This is a genomic window from Candidatus Hydrogenedentota bacterium (genome assembly GCA_035416745.1).
Lineage (GTDB): Bacteria > Hydrogenedentota > Hydrogenedentia > Hydrogenedentales > SLHB01 > UBA2224.
This window is the reverse complement of the sequence record DAOLNV010000002.1, coordinates 82,801-102,286: the sequence shown is the minus strand read 5'-3', so window position 1 is coordinate 102,286 and position 19,486 is coordinate 82,801. Positions and strand designations below refer to the sequence as shown.

Here is a 19,486-nt window from a genome sequence, read left to right as displayed (position 1 = left end):
AGGAACCCCTCGCGGTCATTTGCCCGCAGTGCCGCCTCGATATCCGGATTGGATGAGTACACGTGCGGGCGCACACCGGTTTCTTCCACGATGGCATGCAGCAGGGAGCGCAGTTGTTCCCGGGCCGCCGGGTTGTCGTCTTCCCATGTCTGGAAATAGGTGTCTTGCAGACAGAATCCCAGCAGAAACGCGTGCCCGCCGCTCACATCGTGGCGGACGATGGCCGGCTGGCCCGAGCTCGTTTCGGCCAATACACGTCCGCTCGTAACCGTGCAGGAACGGGGGCTGACGAGTTTGATGTCCAGGGCTTGGCCCAATATCGTGGCTTTCACCGCGTCGGTGGCGTACACGGACTCGTCAGGAGGGTTCTCGGGCCTGTTAGCCCATGTGGGGGCCTGCGCTTTGTAGGGAACCCAATGCCCAGCCCGCCGGATTCGGTTGCCGTTGGTCCTGGTAACTCCGAAGATCTCTTCGAGCCTCGCCGTGTCCTTTTTCACCTCATTCAGACGGGGAACGCAATCGGCGATCACTGTGCCGCCGTTGCGCACGAATTGGGCGATATGGCCTGCCACGCTGTCGGGAAGCAGCTCGACATCGAATAGGACAAGGATTTTATAACCCTCGAGTGCGTCGCTGGTCACCTGGTCCTCGTGAAGGATGTCCAATTCCCCGAACGCACGCAGGAAGAGCTCGAAAGACAGACCGACGTTGAAGTACTCCTGCGGGAGCAGGAGGTACTGCGTCCGCGGGAAGAGCATACAGGCTCTTGCTTTCACCTTCGGAGCGCTAAGCAGCCGTCCTCCCGTCTTCTGGAGAAGACGGAGCCCCGCGCCGAAGCTTTCCCAGTGGCGTTCGTCCACGGGGATCTTATAGCCCGTCAGAAGATAATTTGCGCCCTGGGCGACGGCGGTCAGGCTCATCTCACGTTCGCTCCAGTACATGGCGGCAAGTTCGGGGCAGAGAAACTGGTCAAACCACGCGGGGTTGTAGGTGCCGACCCAGAAACCGAGATCTTTGTCGTACGCCCGCGTCAACGCGCGCATTTGTGCGAAAGAATAGTGGGTTTGGCTGATGCGGGGCTTGGGAAGCTGGGAGGGCCGCCCGAACCGGAAGTCGAACATCATATACGGGTAGATGTCGAAGACGAAGAGATCGGAGAAATCGCCGCCCCAATGGAAGACATCATCAATGGCAATCTCCGAGTGCGAACTGTAGCCCGCTCCGAAGGTGTTGTGGCTGTCGTGGGTCAGCGTGACCTTGAAGCCGGGGTTGATCGCCTTGATGATTCTATAGGCTTGCCGCCACCCGTCAGGGAAATAGGCCGAACGGAAGTTGATGACATCCAGCCAGACGCGAGGATTGTCGCGAATACTGTCCAGGTCCACGGGCAAGTCGTAGCCGTAACGCCTCTTGAATTCCTCCTTGACCTCATCGTTGTAGCCGAACGATTGAGGTCCCCAGTGAAACGGTTCGTCCTGATACGTGAAAACATTGTAGAGATTCGTAACCGATTTCAGCGGTTCCAGGGCGCCTTCGGCGCGAGTGCGGACCGCTTCCGCGTATTGCGGAGAGTAAACACAAATGTCGGGGGGAGCCGTCCGCTCGAAACCTTCCAGCGCGCCGGCGTGGTAACTGACAATCATCCCCTTTGACGCCGCGTACTCGAGGATAAACGCTTCCTCATCCGCCGGACGATGGGTCGGCGCCTCAATGCCCGTGAACCCATGCGCGCGGATATTCTCAATCGTGTCCCGCAGCACATCGTCGCTCAGGGCCCCCTCCTCGCCTTTCCACCCCGGCCCTGACGGCACCGGAGAAAACTGCGTCACCACGGGAAAGAAATCCAGTTTCACGGGTTCCGCCCGCGGCGACAGCCCGAAAAAGGGAACCAGGGCAAACGCGGAGAGAGTTCGTATCCTTCCCATCTTCCACTCTTTTCCTGACGCGTGCAGGACGTGCGGATTGCGGCGCCCGATTGTCACGGTGAGTATTGTTGATTCGCATTTGACCAGAATCAGCGGCCCGACTTCAAACGCCGCGAAAACAGAGTCCGCTCGCATGCCAAAGCAGGCACATTTTCATAGATGACGTCCACAGGGTTCCAGATGTAGCGTCCGGCCTTGTGCCGGACGAATACCGGACGTCTGGCGCAAGGCCGGGCGCTACAGTTCGTCAGCTCCTGTCTTCCCTTCGTGGCCGATGAATGGACGGCGTTCGATGTGGCTCAGAGGATCAGCATTGCGTCGCCGTAGGAATAGAATCGGAAACGCTTCTTCACGGCGAAGCGGTACGCCTCGAGGATAAAATCCGTGCCGCCGAAGGCGCAGACCAAGGCAAGGAGGCTCGACCGGGGCAGGTGAAAATTGGTCTGCAGCACGTCCACAGCCTGAAACGCGTACGGGGGGTAGATGTAGCGGTTGGTCTCGCCGGCGCCGGGTTGAAACACCCCTTGCCTGTATTGTGTTTCGAGTACGCGCGCGACCGTCGTGCCCACGGCTGCGATCCGGCCACCTGTTGCCCGGGCATCATTTAGGCCGCTCGCGGTTTCTTCATTGAGGATGAATTCCTCCGGTTCGAGAACGTGGGCCTCCAGGCTGTCCGTTTGAATCGGCCGAAACGTGCCGTATCCCACGTGGAGCGTGAGAAACGCGCGGACGACGCCGGCGTCGTCCAGTCCGCGAAATACTTCGTCGGTGAAGTGCAATCCGGCCGTGGGAGCCGCCACCGCGCCCGGGACGTTTGCGTAGATGGTCTGGTATCGCGTGAGATCTGATGCGTCAGGCTTGTCGCGGTGGATATAGGGCGGCAGGGGGACTTCGCCGGCCTTTTCAAGGAGCTCGAGCACGTCGTCCTGGGCGAACGAGACGTGCCGGCGCCCGCCCGGAAGCCGTCCGCCGACGGTTGCCTCCACGCCGGGGGCGATGCGTACCACGGTGCCGGGCTTGACCTTGGAGGATGGCCGCACGAGGGCATCCCACTCGCCCGGCGCTACCGCGTGAAGCAGAAAGACCTCGACCTGGCCGCCCGTAGGTTTGCGCCCGTGCAGGCGGGCCCGGATGACGCGGGTATCGTTCAGCACAAGGCAGTCTCCGCGGCGCAAGTAGCGGGGGAGACTGCGAAAAACGTCCTCGGTCATGGAATGCTCGGCGCGATTGAGCACCAGCAAACGGGACTCATCGCGCTGTTCGCACGGATGCTGCGCAATGAGTTCCTCGGGGAGCTGGTAGTCGAGTTCCGACGTCTTCATGGTTGATGGCTCGGGTTTGTCAGTGGTCACTAACCTTTTGTGCGTGCGGCGTCCTGCGCCAGTGCGATGGCTCCCAGCACGCCCGACTTGTTGCCAAGGCCCGGAGGCACGATGTATTCGCCAATATGCTCGAGTATCGCCGAGGACTGCACGTATCCGTTCAGAAGCTCCAACACCTTGGCGCGGATTCGCGGGAAGATGGACCGCCGTTCCATGACTCCGCCGCCGAGAATGATGCGCTGCGGGGAAAGCGTGCAGATGAATCCCGTGAGGGCGAGGGCGAGATAGTGCGCTTCCAGGATCCATGCAGGATGGGCATCGGGCAGTTCCTCGCCGCGCGTTCCCCACCGCTTTTCGATGGCTGGGCCTGATGCAAGCCCCTCGAGGCAATCGCCGTGGTAGGGGCATACGCCTTCGAAGGGATCCTGTTGTGTGTCGCGCGGAAGGCGCACATGGCCCATTTCGGGATGGATGAGTCCGTGCATGAGATTCCCGCCGATAAGACCGCCTCCGCCTATTCCCGTGCCGATGGTAAGGTAGATAAAGGTGTCAAGTTCTTGAGCGGCGCCCCAGCGGTTCTCGCCGAGGGCGGCGCCGTTGACGTCGGTATCGAAACCCACCGGAACCCCGAGCGCTTCCGCGACCCGTCCCGCGAATGGTGTTTGGCCCCAGCCCGGTTTCGGTGTCGAGGTAATATAACCCCAGGTTGGCGAGCCGGGATTGGGATCGACCGGGCCGAACGAACTGATGCCCACCGCCGTGATCGGGTTCCGTTTGTGATGCTTCTTGAAGTAATCAATGCAGCGGCCGATCGTCTCTTCCGGCGTTGTGGTGGGGAACCGCTCTTCTTCCCGCAGATCCCTGGGACCCGACCCCATCGCGCAGACAAACTTGGTACCTCCTGCCTCAATACCTCCAAACGTGGCCATTGTCAAAACTCCGTCTTGGTTATTGTGTTGACTACTCTGCATCCCCACACCGGGACATCGGGAACAACTTGCGAAATTGGCGATTCCCGCGCGCCCTGAGGCTCCCGATGTTGGAATGAGACAATCCCGCCTTGATTGCGGCCAACGGCCGCATTCGAGCCATCGCGACTATAGGGCGCGGCCGAAGGACGTGTCAATCTGGCCTTGGCATCCAAAGGGAGACCGCGCCCTCAGCGGGATGCGGCCGTTGACCCCAACCCGACACCCGGCACTTACCCCAGCACTCGCGCGCGGGTGCGCGATCCGCCCACGGCCAGACTCGCCGCCTGGCGGGGCCTCCCCAGCTACGGGCATCTGTGCGCATTTGTCCGTGGATTTTCTGAAGGAGCATCCATCATCCGCAGTCTGGAATGCGAGCCGCGCGAGGTGGATAATGTGGCTGCCATGCCGAACAACCAACGCATAACCAGTCTTTTGGGAACGGGGCTACAGGTCGCCTGGGGTTCGCACGCGTTCTGGAAGTATCGCGGTCTCATGTACGGCGCGGTGTTCCTTGGAGGCATTGCGGCGATCGCGTTTGCGGGTGTCCTGTGGCAGATGTTCGGATTCGGCCCCGCTGCTCTGCTGACCGCGCTTGGCGCGGGCACGCTGATTCTGCTGGTGAAGAACGGCGTTGTGGATCTGGCAGAACTGATGGCGGTGGAGACAGAACACGTACTACTCCTGGCCGAATTGGCGGCCCATCGCGAAACGCCCACGGGCCATGAGCAAATCGTGTGGGTGAGAACGCGGGCTGCCATGGCCGGCGCGCCGCCCGGGTGGATAAGGCGACGCATGCGCGGAGCGATGACCACGATTCACGGTACCATGCAGGATGTCGGCGAAGCGTTTCCGGCCTTCCGGAACGGTCGCGCCCCCTCATGGGCGCGGTGGCTGCTGGCGCGCTGCAAGAACCCCATGGCCGATGTCTTGGCCGGACGCGCCTTCGCAGAAGGGACGGGCCATACGTCTTACCGGGCCAAGGAGGGCCTGTTGCTCTATGCCGCCGCGTGGCCGGAGGTTTTCCGCCTCAATGTGACGCTGGGCGCGGTGGGACATGCGTTCGCCTTGGCAACGGCAGCGGTTCTGACGTTTCCTATGGCGCTGGCGGGGACATCAAGCCCCTTCCCTGTGTTGGCAAGTCTTGCGGCCATTGCTTTGTGGTCGGGATTCGGTGTAAAACGCGTCTTTCTAGACCCCATCCTCGAAGGCGCGGCGATAATCGCGTTTGAGGAAAGGGTCCGAGGAATATCGGTCCCGCCGAAGACCGAGGCTATGCTGATGGAAGCTAGCGCTGCGTTTCGTGAACTCGATGAACGAGTACGCGACGAATCGTCGCTGGGATGACGGAGAAGATTCTTGAAAGGAGCAGGTATGCGAAAGGTCTGCGTGGCATTGTGCGTGGCGGCATTGGCGATGGCCGGGTGCGTATCGGTCCGGACAGGCTCGGAGCGTCCGACACCAGAGGCCTGCCCGAAGGCGGCCGCGTGCGTGGCCCAGCCGGCGCCTTGTGCCCCTTGCACGGGGCCGTGTCTGCGCCACGTGGTATTGTTCAAATGGAAGGACGGCACGCCGCCCGCGGCCGTCAACGAAATCGAGCAGGCCTTTATCGCGTTGCCTGAACAGGTTCCCCAGATTTGCGCGCTCGAGTGGGGCACGGACATGAGCGTCGAGAACCTGTCGCAGGGGTTTACACACTGCTTCCTGGTGTCGTTCAAGAGCGAGGACGACCGCGCCGCGTACCTGCCGCACCCCGCGCACAAGAAATTCGTGGAGCTTATGGATCCTCACCTGGAAAAAGTGCTGGTGGTCGACTATTGGGCGCAGCGGTAGCCCCGGGAGTGCGCAGCACGCCCCATTTGCCCAGGATGTCGTAAAGCACGATCCCGAACGCGGTGGCCACGTTAATGGTGTTCTTGTAGCCGAGCATGGGAATGCGCACGATTTCATCGCACTGGCTCAAGAGTTCCGGCGTAATGCCTTTGACCTCATTGCCGAAGACGGCGGCCACGGGCCGGGGCCATTCGTAGACGCCCAGCGGGTGGGCATCGTCAGCGGTCTCGATGGCGACGATGGGAATGCTCGCTTTTCGCAGCCGCTTGACCGCATGCAGCGGGTCCTCGTGGTGGGTCCAAGGAACATAGTCGAAGGCGCCCAGCGCGGTCTTAGCCAATTTCAAATTGGGGGGATGGCATGTATATCCGCACAAATGGATGTGCTCGACCGCTCCCGCGTCGGAGGTCCGGAAGATCGAACCGACGTTGAAGGCGCTCCGGATGTTTTCGAGGACAATATGCACGGGATACCGCGGGCGCGGCTCGAGGCGCTCCTTCGAGAGCATCCGGTAGTGCGGTTCCAACGAGTGTGATGTGCGTTTGGTCATGACGTTGCGCGGTCCTCGCATTGCAGTTTCCGCGATCTTCCCACAACGCATGCCCGCACGCAAGGCAAAAGACGGGAGCGCGCCGCGGCGGCGCGCCCCCGATATCGTGCTTCGCCGGCTGCTTAGAATAGGCCGCCGAATACCCCGCCTTCGCCCGAGAACAGGCCGGTGAAAAACGAGGCGATCTTGGCGAACAGGTTCGTGAAGAACTCCACAATTCCGCCAAATATGTTACCGAGGTCGAAATCCATGTTTGTCTCTCCAAAGTACGTTGCTGTTTGGTTACCACCGTCTTATCCGCGCGCGGCAGTATCTGACGTCTTGCTACCGTACAAACGAATCCGGTTGGTGTTACAAGAAATTTCGAGGAGATTCTTGAGACGCCAGTCCCTATACCGCGGCAATGCGCCATGTGGCGCCCAGAATGGGCTCAACAGGTCGAGATTGCGCGTATGAGCAGCCACACCCACGAACAACGCGATCACGGGCACAACGAGACGGCATTGGGCCGGCTCTCGGATGGACCAAGAAACAGAGCAAGCGCCATTTGTGCCGTCACTCGAAGCATCTGCGCCCCCGCTCTGCCGTTGACACGCGGTCTCGGACTGCGTATTCGGCGCCGCCGCCGAACACACGCTGGGCAGACGAAGCCGTTCACTCTTCTCCGCGGAAAACTCGTTTCAGGGCGAAGTACGCGGGTTTGGGGTTGCGGTCAAAGTCGATAAACGCGTTGTTGGCGGGGCAGGGGAAGGCGTCGTGTCCCATCCAGACCAGGAAGCCGCCGCATCTGGGAAACCGGTTCTTGCATGCGGCCGCGGCGATGACATAGGCCTCGGCCTGCTCTTTCTGGGTGAGCCGGATGTATTCGGCGAGAGCTTCGTCCTCGGGCAAGTCCCCGAGCTTGTCGCGGTACCGGTTCCATTGGGCCCACCACGCGGCCGTGTGCCGCCAGTAGTCCGTAACCGGCGGCCACACGTTTGCCTCGCCGCCGTATTTGCGGAACATCTTGAGGCTATGGGCGCCGGGCATGCCGGTTTCCGAACGGAAGAGGGCATCGTCGCGCACCCAGTAATCGCGCCATTCGTCGAGGTTGTTTGCGCCCTGGCCGAACCCCCAGGGGCCGTGGACGTCGTGTAGCGTACCGGTTCCGAAGCGCTCGGGCGAGCCCCATTCCCAAGGCCCGCTGGCGGAGGTGGGGAGGAACCGGCGAGCGGGGTCCCAGTGTTCAACGACATCTTTCATCGCGGCAAGGCACGGGTGCGAGTAGTCGCAGGGGACGCTGTCGGCGCCTTTGCCGCCGCCGCCCAGGAGTTCGTTGCCGCCGCACCACAGCAACAGCGACGGATGATGGGCGCGGCGCCGGATGTAGCTGATGCAGATCTGCGAGAGCTCGTCGATGACCCCGGGGTCTTCAGGCGGCCAGTTGTCGATACCGGAACTCGACAGCGGGAATTCCTGCCAGACGAGAATGCCCGCTTCGTCGCACAGGCGGTAGAAGAGCTCCTTCTCGAGGATCGCTCCGCCCCATACGCGCAGGCAGGTGCAGCCCATGTCGCGGTAGAGTTCGATGAGACGCCGGTATTCCGCGTCGGTGCTGTCGGGGTAGCAGGTGCGCGGGGGGACCCAGTTCGCCCCCTGCAGGAATACCGGGGTCCCGTTGATTTCGCACAGCCAGGGTTCGGCGCCGTCAGGCGCTCCCTCGCAGGGCAGCCAGCGCACGCGTTTGAACCCGATGACGCGCTCGAGACGCCACGCCTCGCCCTGGACCGTGGCCTCCAGGCGCAGCGTATAGGTCTTCGCGGGGCCCACGCCGTTGGGCCACCACGGTTCAACGGAGATGCCGTCGAGGATGATGTCGAGCCGCTCGCGGTTGAAGATGCCGGACTGCCGGGTGATTATCTTCTCACCGTCGAGGAGCGTAACGGAAACTTCGCCAATCTCGGCAGGCGGCACGATAAGGGCATCGGCTTGAAGGGCGACTTCGACGCGGCCCGCGCGGTTATCGTCTGCGAGTGAGGTGCGGGTATAGATCGGATCGACCGCGCACTGGGCGGCGCTCTTAAGGCGGACAGCGTCCCAGACGCCGATGGGCACAACGCGGGGCGTCCAGTCCCAACTGTAGCAATAGCGGGGCTTGAAATAGCGCGATTTCGAGGTGTAGCCGATCTGGCCTTGTTCCGGCGGAGGCACGTCGAACACGATGCTGAGCTGGTGCTGGTTGCCGCCGGAGAGGGCTTCGGTCAGTTCGAGCAAGTGGGGCGTCAGCGCGCCTGTGAACGGCACGATTTCTCTGCAATCAACCAGAATCCAGCCGGAATAGTCCAGTCCTTGCGCGTCCAGCAATACCCGCTGGCCGGGGTGAATCGCGCCGGCGGGGATCGTCGTGGTGAAGTCCCAGTGGCGGTGCTCAACCCATTCACAGGAGAGTGAGTTGAGGCCCACGTTCCAGTCGGGCAGGATGCCGGCGTCGAGCAGGGCCTGTTGGACCGAGCCCGGCACGCGCGCAGGGATGGGGCCAATGTCGGCCTGCATCGTGGTCCCCGTTTCCATGGACTTGCCCAGGCGCCAGGTATGCGGCCGCCAGCCGTAAAGGTCCCAGGTCAGTTCAGCCAGATCGAGTTCGTGCATGTGGATTGCCCCTTGCCCCAAACGTTGCCAAGACCTACGGGGTATTGTGGGCGGCAGAAATGACAATATCAACCGCGGAGGGCGGCCAGTACGGGTGATCTCCAAACGCGCTTCTCTTGCGGCCGCACGGCCGCCAGCACTGGCGCGCCGGAGGAAAGGACTAAGAGGGCCCGAGGGACGGAAGAAGCACTCTGCGAGGCGTCTCCGCTGTGACTCTCCGCCTATCCCAAATCCGCGTGACTTGAGCGGCCATCGCCTGAATGGTACAAAGGTTGGCGGTGCTGATGGTTTCCGATCAAGTGCGGAAGGGAGATTCACGGTCATGGCACGATTCCGGGTGACGGCAGTTTGGCTTGTGGCGGTTTGCATGCCTGCAAGCATAGCGTGGGGCGCGGGCGAACCCCGCGTGATAGCTGCGAAGTACCCGACAGACGATGTCGTCATCGCCTCGGCGGTGGTCGGGCCGCCCGCAAACGCCGAAGAAGATACGACGGCGGCGATCCAGGACGCCATCGATGCCGTGGCGGAGGCGGGGGGCGGCACCCTTTTCCTGCCCGAAGGACGGTATCTGCTCAAGGGGCATCTGCTGTTGCGGAATGCCGTGACGCTTCGCGGCGATTGGCAGGCTCCGGATGAGGCGGGCGCCGTCGCGGGCACCATCCTGATGCCGGTCGAACACCATGGCAACGAGGAAGGCGATTCGGCGATCACCATGCAGTGCGGGTCCGGTCTGCGCGAGTTGTCGATATGGTATCCCCGCCAGGAGCCCGCGAACATCGTGCCCTACCCGTGGACCGTCGAAACCACGCCCGACGCCGGTGCCGACAACTACACCGTGCAGAACGTGACGCTGGTCAACCCCTATCTCGGGTTCAAGACGGGCCCGGAGGCAAACGAACTCCACACCCTGAACAACGTTTACATGACCGCGCTAAAGACGGGCGTCTTCATTGATTCGTGCACGGATATCGGCCGGGTTATCGATATCGACATCAGTCCCCGGTGGTGGATTCATTCGGGTCTGCCCAACTCCCCCAGCGCCGAGCCAACGGAACAGGCAGTTCGTACCCGGGTTGCCCGCGAGGGCACGGGCATCGACATGGGGCGCAGCGATTGGGAGTATCTCTACGGGCTTCACATTGAGGGCTATCAACGCGGCCTTGTAATCCGGCAGGGCGCACAGGGCACGACCAACGCCGTCTTGTTTGGCAGCATCATCGAGAACTGCGCTACGGCATTGCTTCTCGAGGAATTGAACGGCATTGGTCTCGCCGCCGCCGGATGCCGTTTCGAAGGGTCGCGACACGCCCTTTACGCCACCAAGGCGTTCACGACCGTGTCGCAATTCAACACGTGCGCCTTCCGCAGCTCCCAGGGGAATGGCGCCTTGTTGGAAGGCGCCGGCACGGTGACGTTTCAGAACTGCCGGTTCGAAGCATGGGGAATCGCGGGGGTAGAGGCTGCCGCGGGCGCCGTGTCACTCTGGAGTTGTGCTTTCGAAGCTGGCGGCAAGCACGTGGTGCTGGGCGAGCCGGTCCGTCTGGCGCGTCTCCTCGGAAACACGTTCCAGGGAGACCCCTCCATTGAAAATGCGGCCGTCAACGCAGACGTGATGGTAACCCAGCGCGCGATGGCGTCCCTGGCGCCAGACGTTTCCCGTCCGCCAGAGCCGCCGGTTCCCGCGCTGGGAAGCCGCGAGGTGCTTTTTGTAACCGGACACGGGGCGTCGCCTGAGCTCGCGGACAACACCGGCGCGTTTCAAGAGGCCCTGGACGCGGCGCAAACCAAAGGCGGGGCGACCGTGTATGTCCCCGCCGGGCACTACCCGTTTTCGGGTTCGCTCACGGTTCCATCCGGAGTGGAATTGCGGGGTTGCTTTGACGTGCCGCACCACACGCAATCCGGCGGCTCGGTGCTGATGCCGGTGGGCGGCCGTGGCGAGGAAGGCGGGACACCCTTCATTCAACTTGCCGAGAGAGCCGGCATGAGGGGAATCACCGTCTGGTACCCCGAACAAGACCTGCTCGACATCAAGCCCTATCCCTGGACTGTGCGTTCGATGGGTCCAGGCTGCTGGCTCGTCAACGTGACCATCGCGAATGCCTGGCAGGGGGTGGATTTCTGGACGCATCCCAGCGACGGCCATTACATCAGTTACCTGGCCGGCGCATACCTCAAACGCGGTCTGTTCGTGAGCAAATGCGAAAGCGACGGCTGGGTCGCTGACGTGCAGATGAACCCGCACTACGGGTTGCGGCTGCCGGAAGGCCTCCCACGGCCGCAACATCGCCGGGAAACGTTCGACGCCATCATCGACCAGCAGCGCGGGAATCTCGAAGGAATCGTATTTGGCCGTTGCGCGAAGGAGCACATCTACCGCACGTTTCTCTACGCCGCATACGACGGTATCGCGTTCCGCGACGACGACGGCGGCAGCAATGCGCGCATCCTCATGCATGGAACGGATACAGGAAGCCGGTGCGCCGTGCTCAACAGGTGCGGCAACACCGGCTTGGAGTTCGTTCTCGCCCAACTGGTGCCGCTGGGAAAGTACGAGGTGGGCGCTATCGTTGCCGAGGATTCCTTCAGCGGGCGTGCCCGGTTTTTCTCCTCGCAAATGTGGGCGGGCAACTGCAGCGGCGTCTTTGAAGGTTCGGGGGACATCGAGCTCCAGCAGCTCAACACCATCAGCGGGGGGATGACGTGCCGCGGCGGCGCGTTTCGGCTTGAAAACGCGGTGTTTCAACGCGACTTACAGCCCCACGTGGCCATCGGAGAGGGCTGCAAGAAGGCGCCGGAACTGCTCGGAAACATCGCGTTGACGGGGGAATTCCGGATCGAGAGCACCGCTGAAAGCGGCGTGTTCGCGCGCGCCAACAGCGTGCCCCAGAGGCCGGACTCGTTCGAGCCTGGAAACTTATCCACCGGCTGGGAAAACAGCGAGCCGCAAAGCCGGGTCACAACGCTTGCGCCCGAAGGCGGAGGCCAACAAGGGGTCGAGAACGCGGCGTGCACACCCGCGGAGACAAAGGCGCACAGCGGCAACAAGGCCCTGCGGGTGACGGGACAGGCCCGGGACGCGGAACACAGCTACATCTACTTCACCTTGTTCGAGGAGCCGTTACGGGTCTATTCGGACTCCCAGCTCAGCTACTGGTTCCTGCCCGAGAACGAGCGGGGCCGATACGTGTCCCTCGATATTCTTTTTGCCGACGGTTCGACCCTGCGCGACTCGGGAACGAAAACCGCGGACGGCGTCGCGGCGCATCCAGCAACGGCCAAGGGCGTGGTGGGCGAATGGCGGCAGATCGTGGTTCCCCTGGGCGGCCACGCAGGAAAGGCCATTCGCCGGATTACGGCGGCCTACGACGGCCGCAGCGGCGCGGGCCCGTTCGAGGCTTTTATCGACGACTTCGAGGTGCGAACGGCCGCAATCCCTGAATTGGCCGCGGTATCCATCGGACCCAAAGGCGGGGCTTATCCGCCCGGGACGAAAGTGTCTATCGCGGCCCCGCAGGGCGTTCGTGTGCGGTATTCGCTGGATGGCACATTCCCGGGTGAGGCGGCTCGGCTGTATACGGGTCCTGTTGTGCTTGAAAACCCCGGTCTCTGGGAAGTGCGTTTCTCTCTGGAGCGGGAAGACGGAGGGGTTCTGCCGTGGGTCTGGGCGGAACTGTACGACATTCGCTGAAACGCTGGGTTCAGACGGCTTTCCCGGCCGCCCGGGAATCGGACCGGCTCCATTGCATGCCTGACCCTGTCGCACAACGGCGCGGGTTACCGTGTCTCCGCGCCCACGAGTTTTTCCGCCTCAGCCCTCCTCGGGAAGTCGAGTCCCAGGCGGTTTGCGTATTCAAGAGCAAGCCGGATCTGCCCCTGGCCTGCCTCCGTATTGCCCTTCTCGATCAAAAGCGTTCCAAAGTCCAGCAGCAGGGTGGGATCGCCGGGCCGCATCTGCAACGCCAGACCCAGATGCTTTTCCGCATCTTCCATCTTCTTCAGCCGCAGTTCGGCCAGCCCGAGCGTGTGCAATACGTGGGGCTGGATAACCGGATTCTTCTCGGAGCCCTTGAGTGCTTCCTGGGCAAGTTCCATTGCCCGCTGCGCATCTTCTCCGGTTTCGAGGAGCAGGTAGGCGAGGTTGTTGTTGACGATGGGATCCCCAGGGCTTAACGCCACGACCCGTTCGTACGCTGCCATGGCTCCTTCCCGGTCGTTGGCGTGTTCGAGATAGCGCGCCTGAAGCAACCAGGCGGAGGGGTTGTCTTCGCCCAGCGCAAGAGCTTTCTGGATAGCTGCTGCTTCTCTCTCGGCGTTGTCCTTGCTGCGGTAGAATTCCGCCAAGGCCAGCCACGTGCGGGGGTCTCCCGGCGCCTGCTGTGCAACCGCTTCGGCTTTCTGCGCCGGGTCTTCGCTCCGGAGTGCGCCCCTTAACGCATCGAGCGTGATAACCGTCAATTCAGGCGAACCCGGTATCGCGGAAGCGGCCTTCTCGTACGCGGCCACCGCGTCATCGAAAAAGGATTCCGCCACGCAGGCACACCCGTACGCGTAAGAGGCCAGCGCCTCGGGTTTCGCCTTCAGCTGGTCCACGATTTCCTTCGTGCCCGCGGACGGCTCCATCTTGCCCAGAGCAGCCGCGACGGCGCTGCCGCCGGGAATTCGCTGCCAGGGAATGTCGCCGGCTTGTTCGAGCGCCGCCACTGCCGCGTCATGGTTGCCTTCGTACAACCGCGCGGACACGAACAAGAGGTTGAGACCCAGCGGACGAGTCCCCGGAGAAACTGCTTCCGCCGCACGCGCGACGTCAGCCCAGCCGCCCTTCGACGCGAGAGCGAAGGCCCGCATCGCTTCGCTCGCGGCCAGACTTTCTCCTTCAAAGGGTTGTCCCTCGAGTGTCTGCAATGCCCCATCGATGTCTCCCTTGATCAGTTGGACTCGAGCTTCGGCTATCCGCAGCGAGGCGTTTTCCGGAATGGCGTTCAGGGCGCTTTTCAAGACATCTTGAGCCAAATCCAGTTCACCGGCGAGAAAATAGACCCGTGCGACGTCGACCACCGAATCGGGATCGTCGGGAAACAGTTGATAGGTCAGCTCCGCGACGCCACGGGCACGGTCTCGATCTCCGTATTCAATGAGCAAACGGAGTAACGTGCGCCGCGCTTCCAGGTTGCCGGGGTAAAGCGCCAGCAGTCTATCGAGCACTTGGGCGGCATACTCAGGCAGCCGCGCCGCGCGGTACATGGTGGCGAGATTGTAGAGGGCTACTACGTTCTGGGGCGATTTGGCGTAGCGCTCCGAAAGCTCCTGCAGGGCCTTGGCCCGGGCCCCGATGAGCGTTAACGCAAACCCGTAGGCGTTGTCGCGAAGTATGGCGCGCTCCGGGTCCGTCTCTGTCCAGGAATCGAAGACTTTGATCGCGCCGTTCGGGTCCCTTTTCTCGAGCGCATCGAGGAACGCGCGCAGGGGCGAATCGGCCGGCAATCCAGCCGCGAGTTGCTGAGCATGTGTCCGGTCACCGGAGAACAGGGCGGCCAATACCAGGGTCTCGCGCACATTCGGTTCTCCTGAGGCTAGAAGCGCGTCGCTCTGCTCGAGGAGTCTCTCCAGCTGTGCCTGTTTCCACAACATCTTCCAGGAGAGGCTGTCCGGCGCCTCTTCCGGCGCGCGTTGCGCTTCGGTTGTCGCGGGAGCGGCTGTTTCTTGGGCAGGCGCCGGAGCTGCTCCCTCGCTCCGCGCCAGGGCAAGGCGTTCGCGCACACTGTCAAACTGCGGCAAGGCTTGCACAGCTGCCTGAAGATAGGGGATGGCTTCCCTGCGCTGGTCACGGGCGAGCAGACACGCGCCCACCACGTAATTGGCCCAACCCGATTCAGGCACCTCAGCCAGAACCGAACGGGCGATTTCCTCGGCCTCGGCATATTCCGCCTTGTCAACGAGGCTGCGCGCCAGCGCCAGACGAAGATTCATGTCACCGGGTTTCTGGTTCACCATCTCTCGGAATTGTGCGACGATCTCGTCTATTTTGCCCTGCTTCTGGTACACCTCCACCAGTTTTATCCGGGCGCTCAACGAGTCCGGGGCTAACGTCTCAAGAATGTCCTCGAGAACCTCGACCGCCTTCGCGTCGGCGTTGGCTGCCATGAGAGCGGTGGCGAGGGCTATACGGACATCAACGGATTTGGGACAGGTCTTGACCAGACCCTCCAATAACGCGACGGCCTCGGCCGGCTGGCCCGTTGTCCGCAGGCAGAACGCGCGCAAGACCCCGCCTTTCTCGAGGTCCACCTTCTCATAGGCGGCCGCCAGTTCCGTGGCTTCGGCGTTTCGCTCGCGCCGTAACAGGATTTGGACGGCCTCCACATAGGCCGCTTCCATAGCGGGCTCGCGCGAAATCACCACTTCATAATGCTTGAGTGCGTCATCGAGCTTGTCTTGAGCAACGAGGCACCGGGCCAGACCCAGTTCGGCCTGCGTATTCTGCGGGTCAAGCCCGATGGCTTTCTCGAACGCCTGATAGGCTTCGGCTATCTTGCCGATGCCCAGAAAGGTGTTCCCAATCTCCGTTTGCTGTTGGCTTCGTCTGCCGCTGCACCCAATGCCCAGCGCGAGCACGACAAACGCAATGCACGCTCCGCGCAGAATCCGTACATGTCGGCGAGTGGTTTCGGAACTCATAGATTTCCCCTTCTTCGTCCGGCTCCCCGCGCACGCCGTTTAGCGGTCGTGCAACGGACCCGGCCGGGCCGCTTCATGGAACACGTTCCTGTAATATGGGCGTGAATTTCAGAGCAAAATCTTCAAGTGTCTCGAAGGCACGTTCTTCGTTCTGCCCCGGACGCAATACCGTGGACACCTTTATCATCGTCGACGTGGGCGAACCAAATGCCAACTGGGTCTTGGCCCAGTGGAATGCGTTGACGAAGAAATTCCCCGTAAGCTCGTCCCCGGTCTTGAACCAATAGAGAACAAGCTGACGCCTTTCGCCGTTCACGAGCACCAGTTTCTTGGCGTTGAAGAAGAATCCTACGGGTTGCGTGGTCTGTGTTTGGATCTCCCATCCGCCACCCACGAGGCACACCTCTGGAAAGTGCAGACTCCGGCGCGAAGTACTGTGTACGATGGTTAGCTGCACATACCTCTGAGGAGGAGCCACGTAGTCCCGGATCAGGATCATGCTGGTGCCCAGGACTCTCTTGACATGGTCCTCGATCTCGGCGTCCGCCCCCCGCATGGTGTACTCGCCGATCTGATCAGGGATATCCAGCTTCTGAACCTGTGGCAAGGCCGCACTGGCGTTGGCATGAGCCTTCAAAATGCTGAGATGACCCACCGCTATCAGACACAAGATGAGCACCAGCCCGATGTAGTGTTTCATGGCGTCGCCTCCTTCGCCTCTTTCGCCGGCACGATCTTGCGCAGGAGTCCCTCCAATGAAAAGAAGCAGATGAACGCCACCACGAAAATCAGAATGCCGGAAACATCGTGGAAGGTTCCCGCGGCCACGGTGCTTCCATAAAAATATCCTACAACACAGAGAGAGAAGATTCGAAGCACGTTCGTAAGTACTGCCACCATCGGCGCGACCGGAAAGAAAAGCAACAGCCGGGCTGCCCAGTGCGTCTTGCTGATATATGCCATCAGCGCGCCGAGCGCCAAAAGGGCGATCAGAGAACGCAGCCCTCCGCATACCTCTCCCACCAGCAGGGAATCGCCGCCGAAGTGAACGTAAGATCCCTCGCGCACGATTGGCAAGGTGAAAAGATTCGCCAGTTGCACCGCGGCCTCTGTCGCCAGGAGCTTCAATTTGAGCGCGAAACTCTGGGTAATGGAAGCTGGAATAGGGATCATGAAGAAGAGAAAGGCAATCGGAAACCAGATGCGTCTTGTGCGACCAGCGCCGTGCGTGAGCAATAATGCCCCCGTGATCATGGGGATCAACGAAAGGTGAGTAATGACGCCGAAACCCAGGAAATCGCCCGTAAACAGCATGAACGTTGCCCCAAACAACCACAGATAACCCCATGCCGAGGGAATTCGGGCGAGGGTAGCCAGTGCCTTTCGTTCTCGCCAGACAAAGTACAAGCTGATGAATGGGATGAGGAATCCATGCGAATAGTATGAGTCAATCAGCGTCCATCCTGTGCGCAATTCGTGTGCCACGTTGCGGTATATCACCACGAATAGCGCGATGACGAGCAGGTCTTTGTATTCAAACAGTGCGCGAAGCGATATCCCCGCTTTGTCCTCTTTCGCGCGTTCCCCAACGGGCTGCGCCTCCGATTCCTCCATCATAGACTAATTCTCCTGTCCCATCTTCTCCTGAAGGCGTTTTAGCCAGGGCGGCACACCCATATTGCCCGTTTTTGCCTTGGCGACAGCACTTTCGTAGTACGTTTTCGAAAGGTCCTTTTCCCCGACGCCCCAATAGGCCTCCGCGAATGCCGCATCAAACTCCGCCGAGGTCTCGGTATTGCCCAGCGAGGCTTCTCTAAGGTCTTTTAGCGCACCCGCGTAACTCTGCTTTCGAACGCTCAACATACCCCGGAGCGCGAGGTACTCCGGCTGGCGTTCCTGCGCAATCGCCTGTTCTATAGCCTCGAATGCTTCCTGGTCACGCCCCGGTTCCCGGCTCAGCACGGAAGCCTTCGCAAACAGAACCCCGGCGTTAAGAGGATCGTGCCTCAAGTACCGGTCGCATGCAGCCAAAATGCTGGAAGGCGTCCCCCTCTGCAGCTGCATATCGACCAATACACGCAATGCAGGAAGGTAGTCCCGATTAACGGCCAAGGCACGCGTCAGCGCAGTGGATGCCGCATCCATCTTCGATGGGTCGTTTGTGGCCAGGTAAAGACGCGCCAAAGCTACAAACACGTCAGCGTCTTTGCTGTGGTTCTCTGCATATTTCTTGAGAATTTCCTCCGCTTCCGCGTTGCGGTTTTCTTGGGTCAACGCGAAAGCGAGACTGCGAACAATGGGGAAATCATCCGGATTGTCAGCATACTGTTTACGCAAGATGCCTTCCGCCTCGGATGCGTTCCCCTTTTCAAGCAAGATGCGGCCCTGCAGGACATCAAGGATTCCTGCGTTCCCGCTGCCGCTTTCGACGCGCGCTCGCAGGCGCTCGAGAGTGCGTTCGGCTTCGCGAAGCTGGTTGGTCGCGAGGTAGGTGTTAACCAATAATTCCAGTGCGGGCGCATTTTCGGGAGTTTCGGAAAGGACGCTTTCGAGCAGGTTTCGGGCCTCGAGATAACGCTGCATTCGAAACAGTATTTCGGCGCGCCAGAGATCGATGCTGCCCGACTGAGGCGCAGCGTTCGCGGCTTTGGACGAGAACTCCAGCGCTTGCGACAACGCTCCACGCAGAGAAGCCAAACTTGCCATTCCCATGAGCGCGACCACGCTTTCGGGGTCCCTTTCCAGTGCCTTCTTGAAGGCGGCCTCAGCTTTGTCAAACGCTGGCGGGGCGGCGCGCAAGTGCATCATGCCCTGCAAGGTGAGCAGCATAGGGTCTTCTTGTTCGTCGCCGCCGCTTTGCACAAGTATTTTTCGCGCCTCCTCGAGCTCGCTCGGGCTCCCCTGCCCCATAAGGCGCCACACCAGTTGCTCCTTCACGCGACTCAGGGCCGACTCTGCGTCCTTGTGACCAGCCACCTGTGACTCCACCCCGGCAAGGAGACGGAGCGCTTCTGCATCTTTTCCCAAGCGCAATTCCAGCACGATACTTTCAACGGCCAGTTCGGCCCTTTCAGCCTCTCCGGGAAGAGCTTCCGCGCCCGAGGCCAGCGCCCGGCGCGCAAGGCTCGGCTGGTCGCGCAAAGAAAACAGGCGCGACCATTGCCGTACATTTGAAACGGAAGCGCCGTCTCCGGAAATTCCTTTCTGGAAACATTCCCAGGCCTCGTCGGGGCGGCCTTCCGCGAGGGCGACGTTTGCATGGGCCCTGGCCAACGCCGTGAAGGGAATGCCGGCCTGTTCCGCGCGGCTTAACGTCTGGCGCGCCTTCTCCAGGTTGTTCGCGGCGACGTAAGCATCTGCAAGGCCCTCGTAGGCGCGCGGTTCAGCGGGTGCCTTTTCAATAGCGCGATCAAACAAGTTCTCGATGGTATCCAATTGCGAAACCACCGTTCCCGCAGGTACGGCGGAGTTTAACAACGCAAGAGCGGTGGAGACGAGGGTCTCGGGGCGCGCGTTCTCGCTGCTCAAGACACTCTGCGCGACCTGCATGAGCTGTTCGGGATCGAGGCGAATGCCCTTTGC

The 19,486-nt window shown here is 61.5% G+C and carries 13 protein-coding genes; 3 read left to right on the top strand and 10 right to left on the bottom strand.

The annotated features are described in order from the left end of the window. The 3 genes from PLJ71_01540 to PLJ71_01530 form a co-directional block, all read right to left on the bottom strand. Positions 1-1,925 (bottom strand): hypothetical protein (locus tag PLJ71_01540; GenBank protein ID HQM47335.1); only part of this gene is annotated, 1,925 nt, incomplete at its 3' end. A 299-nt stretch (positions 1,926-2,224) separates the two neighbouring features. Continuing rightward, positions 2,225-3,247, bottom strand: coding sequence for a tRNA preQ1(34) S-adenosylmethionine ribosyltransferase-isomerase QueA (queA, locus tag PLJ71_01535; protein ID HQM47334.1), 1,023 nt, complete (start codon positions 3,245-3,247; stop codon positions 2,225-2,227). 29 nt (positions 3,248-3,276) lie between these two features. Further along, complete coding sequence (locus tag PLJ71_01530) at positions 3,277-4,176, bottom strand: ROK family protein (GenBank protein ID HQM47333.1); 900 nt, start codon at positions 4,174-4,176, stop codon at positions 3,277-3,279. Between the two features lie 444 nt (positions 4,177-4,620). Between PLJ71_01530 and PLJ71_01525 the strand changes: the two genes are divergently transcribed. Beyond that, entirely contained in the window at positions 4,621-5,562 is a 942-nt protein-coding gene (locus PLJ71_01525) for a hypothetical protein (protein ID HQM47332.1), read from the top strand. A gap of 186 nt (positions 5,563-5,748) precedes the next feature. After that, on the top strand, positions 5,749-6,048 hold the full coding sequence (locus tag PLJ71_01520; protein HQM47331.1) for a Dabb family protein: 300 nt from the start codon (positions 5,749-5,751) through the stop codon (positions 6,046-6,048). Here the strand turns inward: PLJ71_01520 and PLJ71_01515 are convergent. The 3 genes from PLJ71_01515 to PLJ71_01505 form a co-directional block, all read right to left on the bottom strand. Beyond that, positions 5,993-6,598, bottom strand: coding sequence for an RNA methyltransferase (locus PLJ71_01515; protein ID HQM47330.1), 606 nt, complete (start codon positions 6,596-6,598; stop codon positions 5,993-5,995). The two genes, PLJ71_01520 and PLJ71_01515, sit on opposite strands and share 56 nt — an antisense overlap. A 122-nt stretch (positions 6,599-6,720) precedes the next feature. Then, complete coding sequence (locus tag PLJ71_01510) at positions 6,721-6,849, bottom strand: hypothetical protein (GenBank protein HQM47329.1); 129 nt, start codon at positions 6,847-6,849, stop codon at positions 6,721-6,723. Between the two features lie 403 nt (positions 6,850-7,252). Beyond that, positions 7,253-9,226, bottom strand: coding sequence for a glycoside hydrolase family 2 TIM barrel-domain containing protein (locus PLJ71_01505; GenBank protein ID HQM47328.1), 1,974 nt, complete (start codon positions 9,224-9,226; stop codon positions 7,253-7,255). Positions 9,227-9,548: 322 nt separating this feature from the next. On the opposite strand from PLJ71_01505, the gene PLJ71_01500 reads away from it, so the two are divergent. Continuing rightward, positions 9,549-12,917 (top strand): glycosyl hydrolase family 28-related protein, encoded by a 3,369-nt coding sequence (locus PLJ71_01500; GenBank protein ID HQM47327.1) that lies wholly within the window; start codon positions 9,549-9,551, stop codon positions 12,915-12,917. 86 nt (positions 12,918-13,003) lie between these two features. On the opposite strand, the gene PLJ71_01495 is transcribed toward PLJ71_01500, so the two are convergent. The 4 genes from PLJ71_01495 to PLJ71_01480 all read right to left on the bottom strand — a co-directional run. Beyond that, positions 13,004-15,904: a tetratricopeptide repeat protein gene (locus PLJ71_01495; protein ID HQM47326.1), complete on the bottom strand. Its 2,901-nt coding sequence runs from the start codon at positions 15,902-15,904 to the stop codon at positions 13,004-13,006. Positions 15,905-15,977: 73 nt separating this feature from the next. Continuing rightward, entirely contained in the window at positions 15,978-16,604 is a 627-nt protein-coding gene (locus PLJ71_01490; GenBank protein ID HQM47325.1) for an EpsI family protein, read from the bottom strand. Next, entirely contained in the window at positions 16,601-17,521 is a 921-nt protein-coding gene (locus tag PLJ71_01485; protein ID HQM47324.1) for an exosortase/archaeosortase family protein, read from the bottom strand. Before PLJ71_01485 ends, PLJ71_01490 begins: the two co-directional genes overlap by 4 nt. Positions 17,522-17,524: 3 nt before the next feature. After that, the coding region (locus PLJ71_01480) for a tetratricopeptide repeat protein (protein ID HQM47323.1) at positions 17,525-19,486 on the bottom strand (1,962 nt) is incomplete at its 5' end.

What these genes read in the sequence shown, in the direction of transcription:
- queA (HQM47334.1), bottom strand. Translation starts at nt 3,247, where the DNA reads ATGAAGACGTCGGAACTCGACTACCAGCTCCCCGAGGAACTCATTGCG.
- PLJ71_01530 (HQM47333.1), bottom strand. Translation starts at nt 4,176, where the DNA reads ATGGCCACGTTTGGAGGTATTGAGGCAGGAGGTACCAAGTTTGTCTGC.
- PLJ71_01525 (HQM47332.1), top strand. Translation starts at nt 4,621, where the DNA reads ATGCCGAACAACCAACGCATAACCAGTCTTTTGGGAACGGGGCTACAG.
- PLJ71_01515 (HQM47330.1), bottom strand. Translation starts at nt 6,598, where the DNA reads ATGACCAAACGCACATCACACTCGTTGGAACCGCACTACCGGATGCTC.
- PLJ71_01510 (HQM47329.1), bottom strand. Translation starts at nt 6,849, where the DNA reads ATGGATTTCGACCTCGGTAACATATTTGGCGGAATTGTGGAGTTCTTC.
- PLJ71_01505 (HQM47328.1), bottom strand. Translation starts at nt 9,226, where the DNA reads ATGCACGAACTCGATCTGGCTGAACTGACCTGGGACCTTTACGGCTGG.
- PLJ71_01500 (HQM47327.1), top strand. Translation starts at nt 9,549, where the DNA reads ATGGCACGATTCCGGGTGACGGCAGTTTGGCTTGTGGCGGTTTGCATG.
- PLJ71_01495 (HQM47326.1), bottom strand. Translation starts at nt 15,904, where the DNA reads ATGAGTTCCGAAACCACTCGCCGACATGTACGGATTCTGCGCGGAGCG.
- PLJ71_01490 (HQM47325.1), bottom strand. Translation starts at nt 16,604, where the DNA reads ATGAAACACTACATCGGGCTGGTGCTCATCTTGTGTCTGATAGCGGTG.
- PLJ71_01485 (HQM47324.1), bottom strand. Translation starts at nt 17,521, where the DNA reads ATGATGGAGGAATCGGAGGCGCAGCCCGTTGGGGAACGCGCGAAAGAG.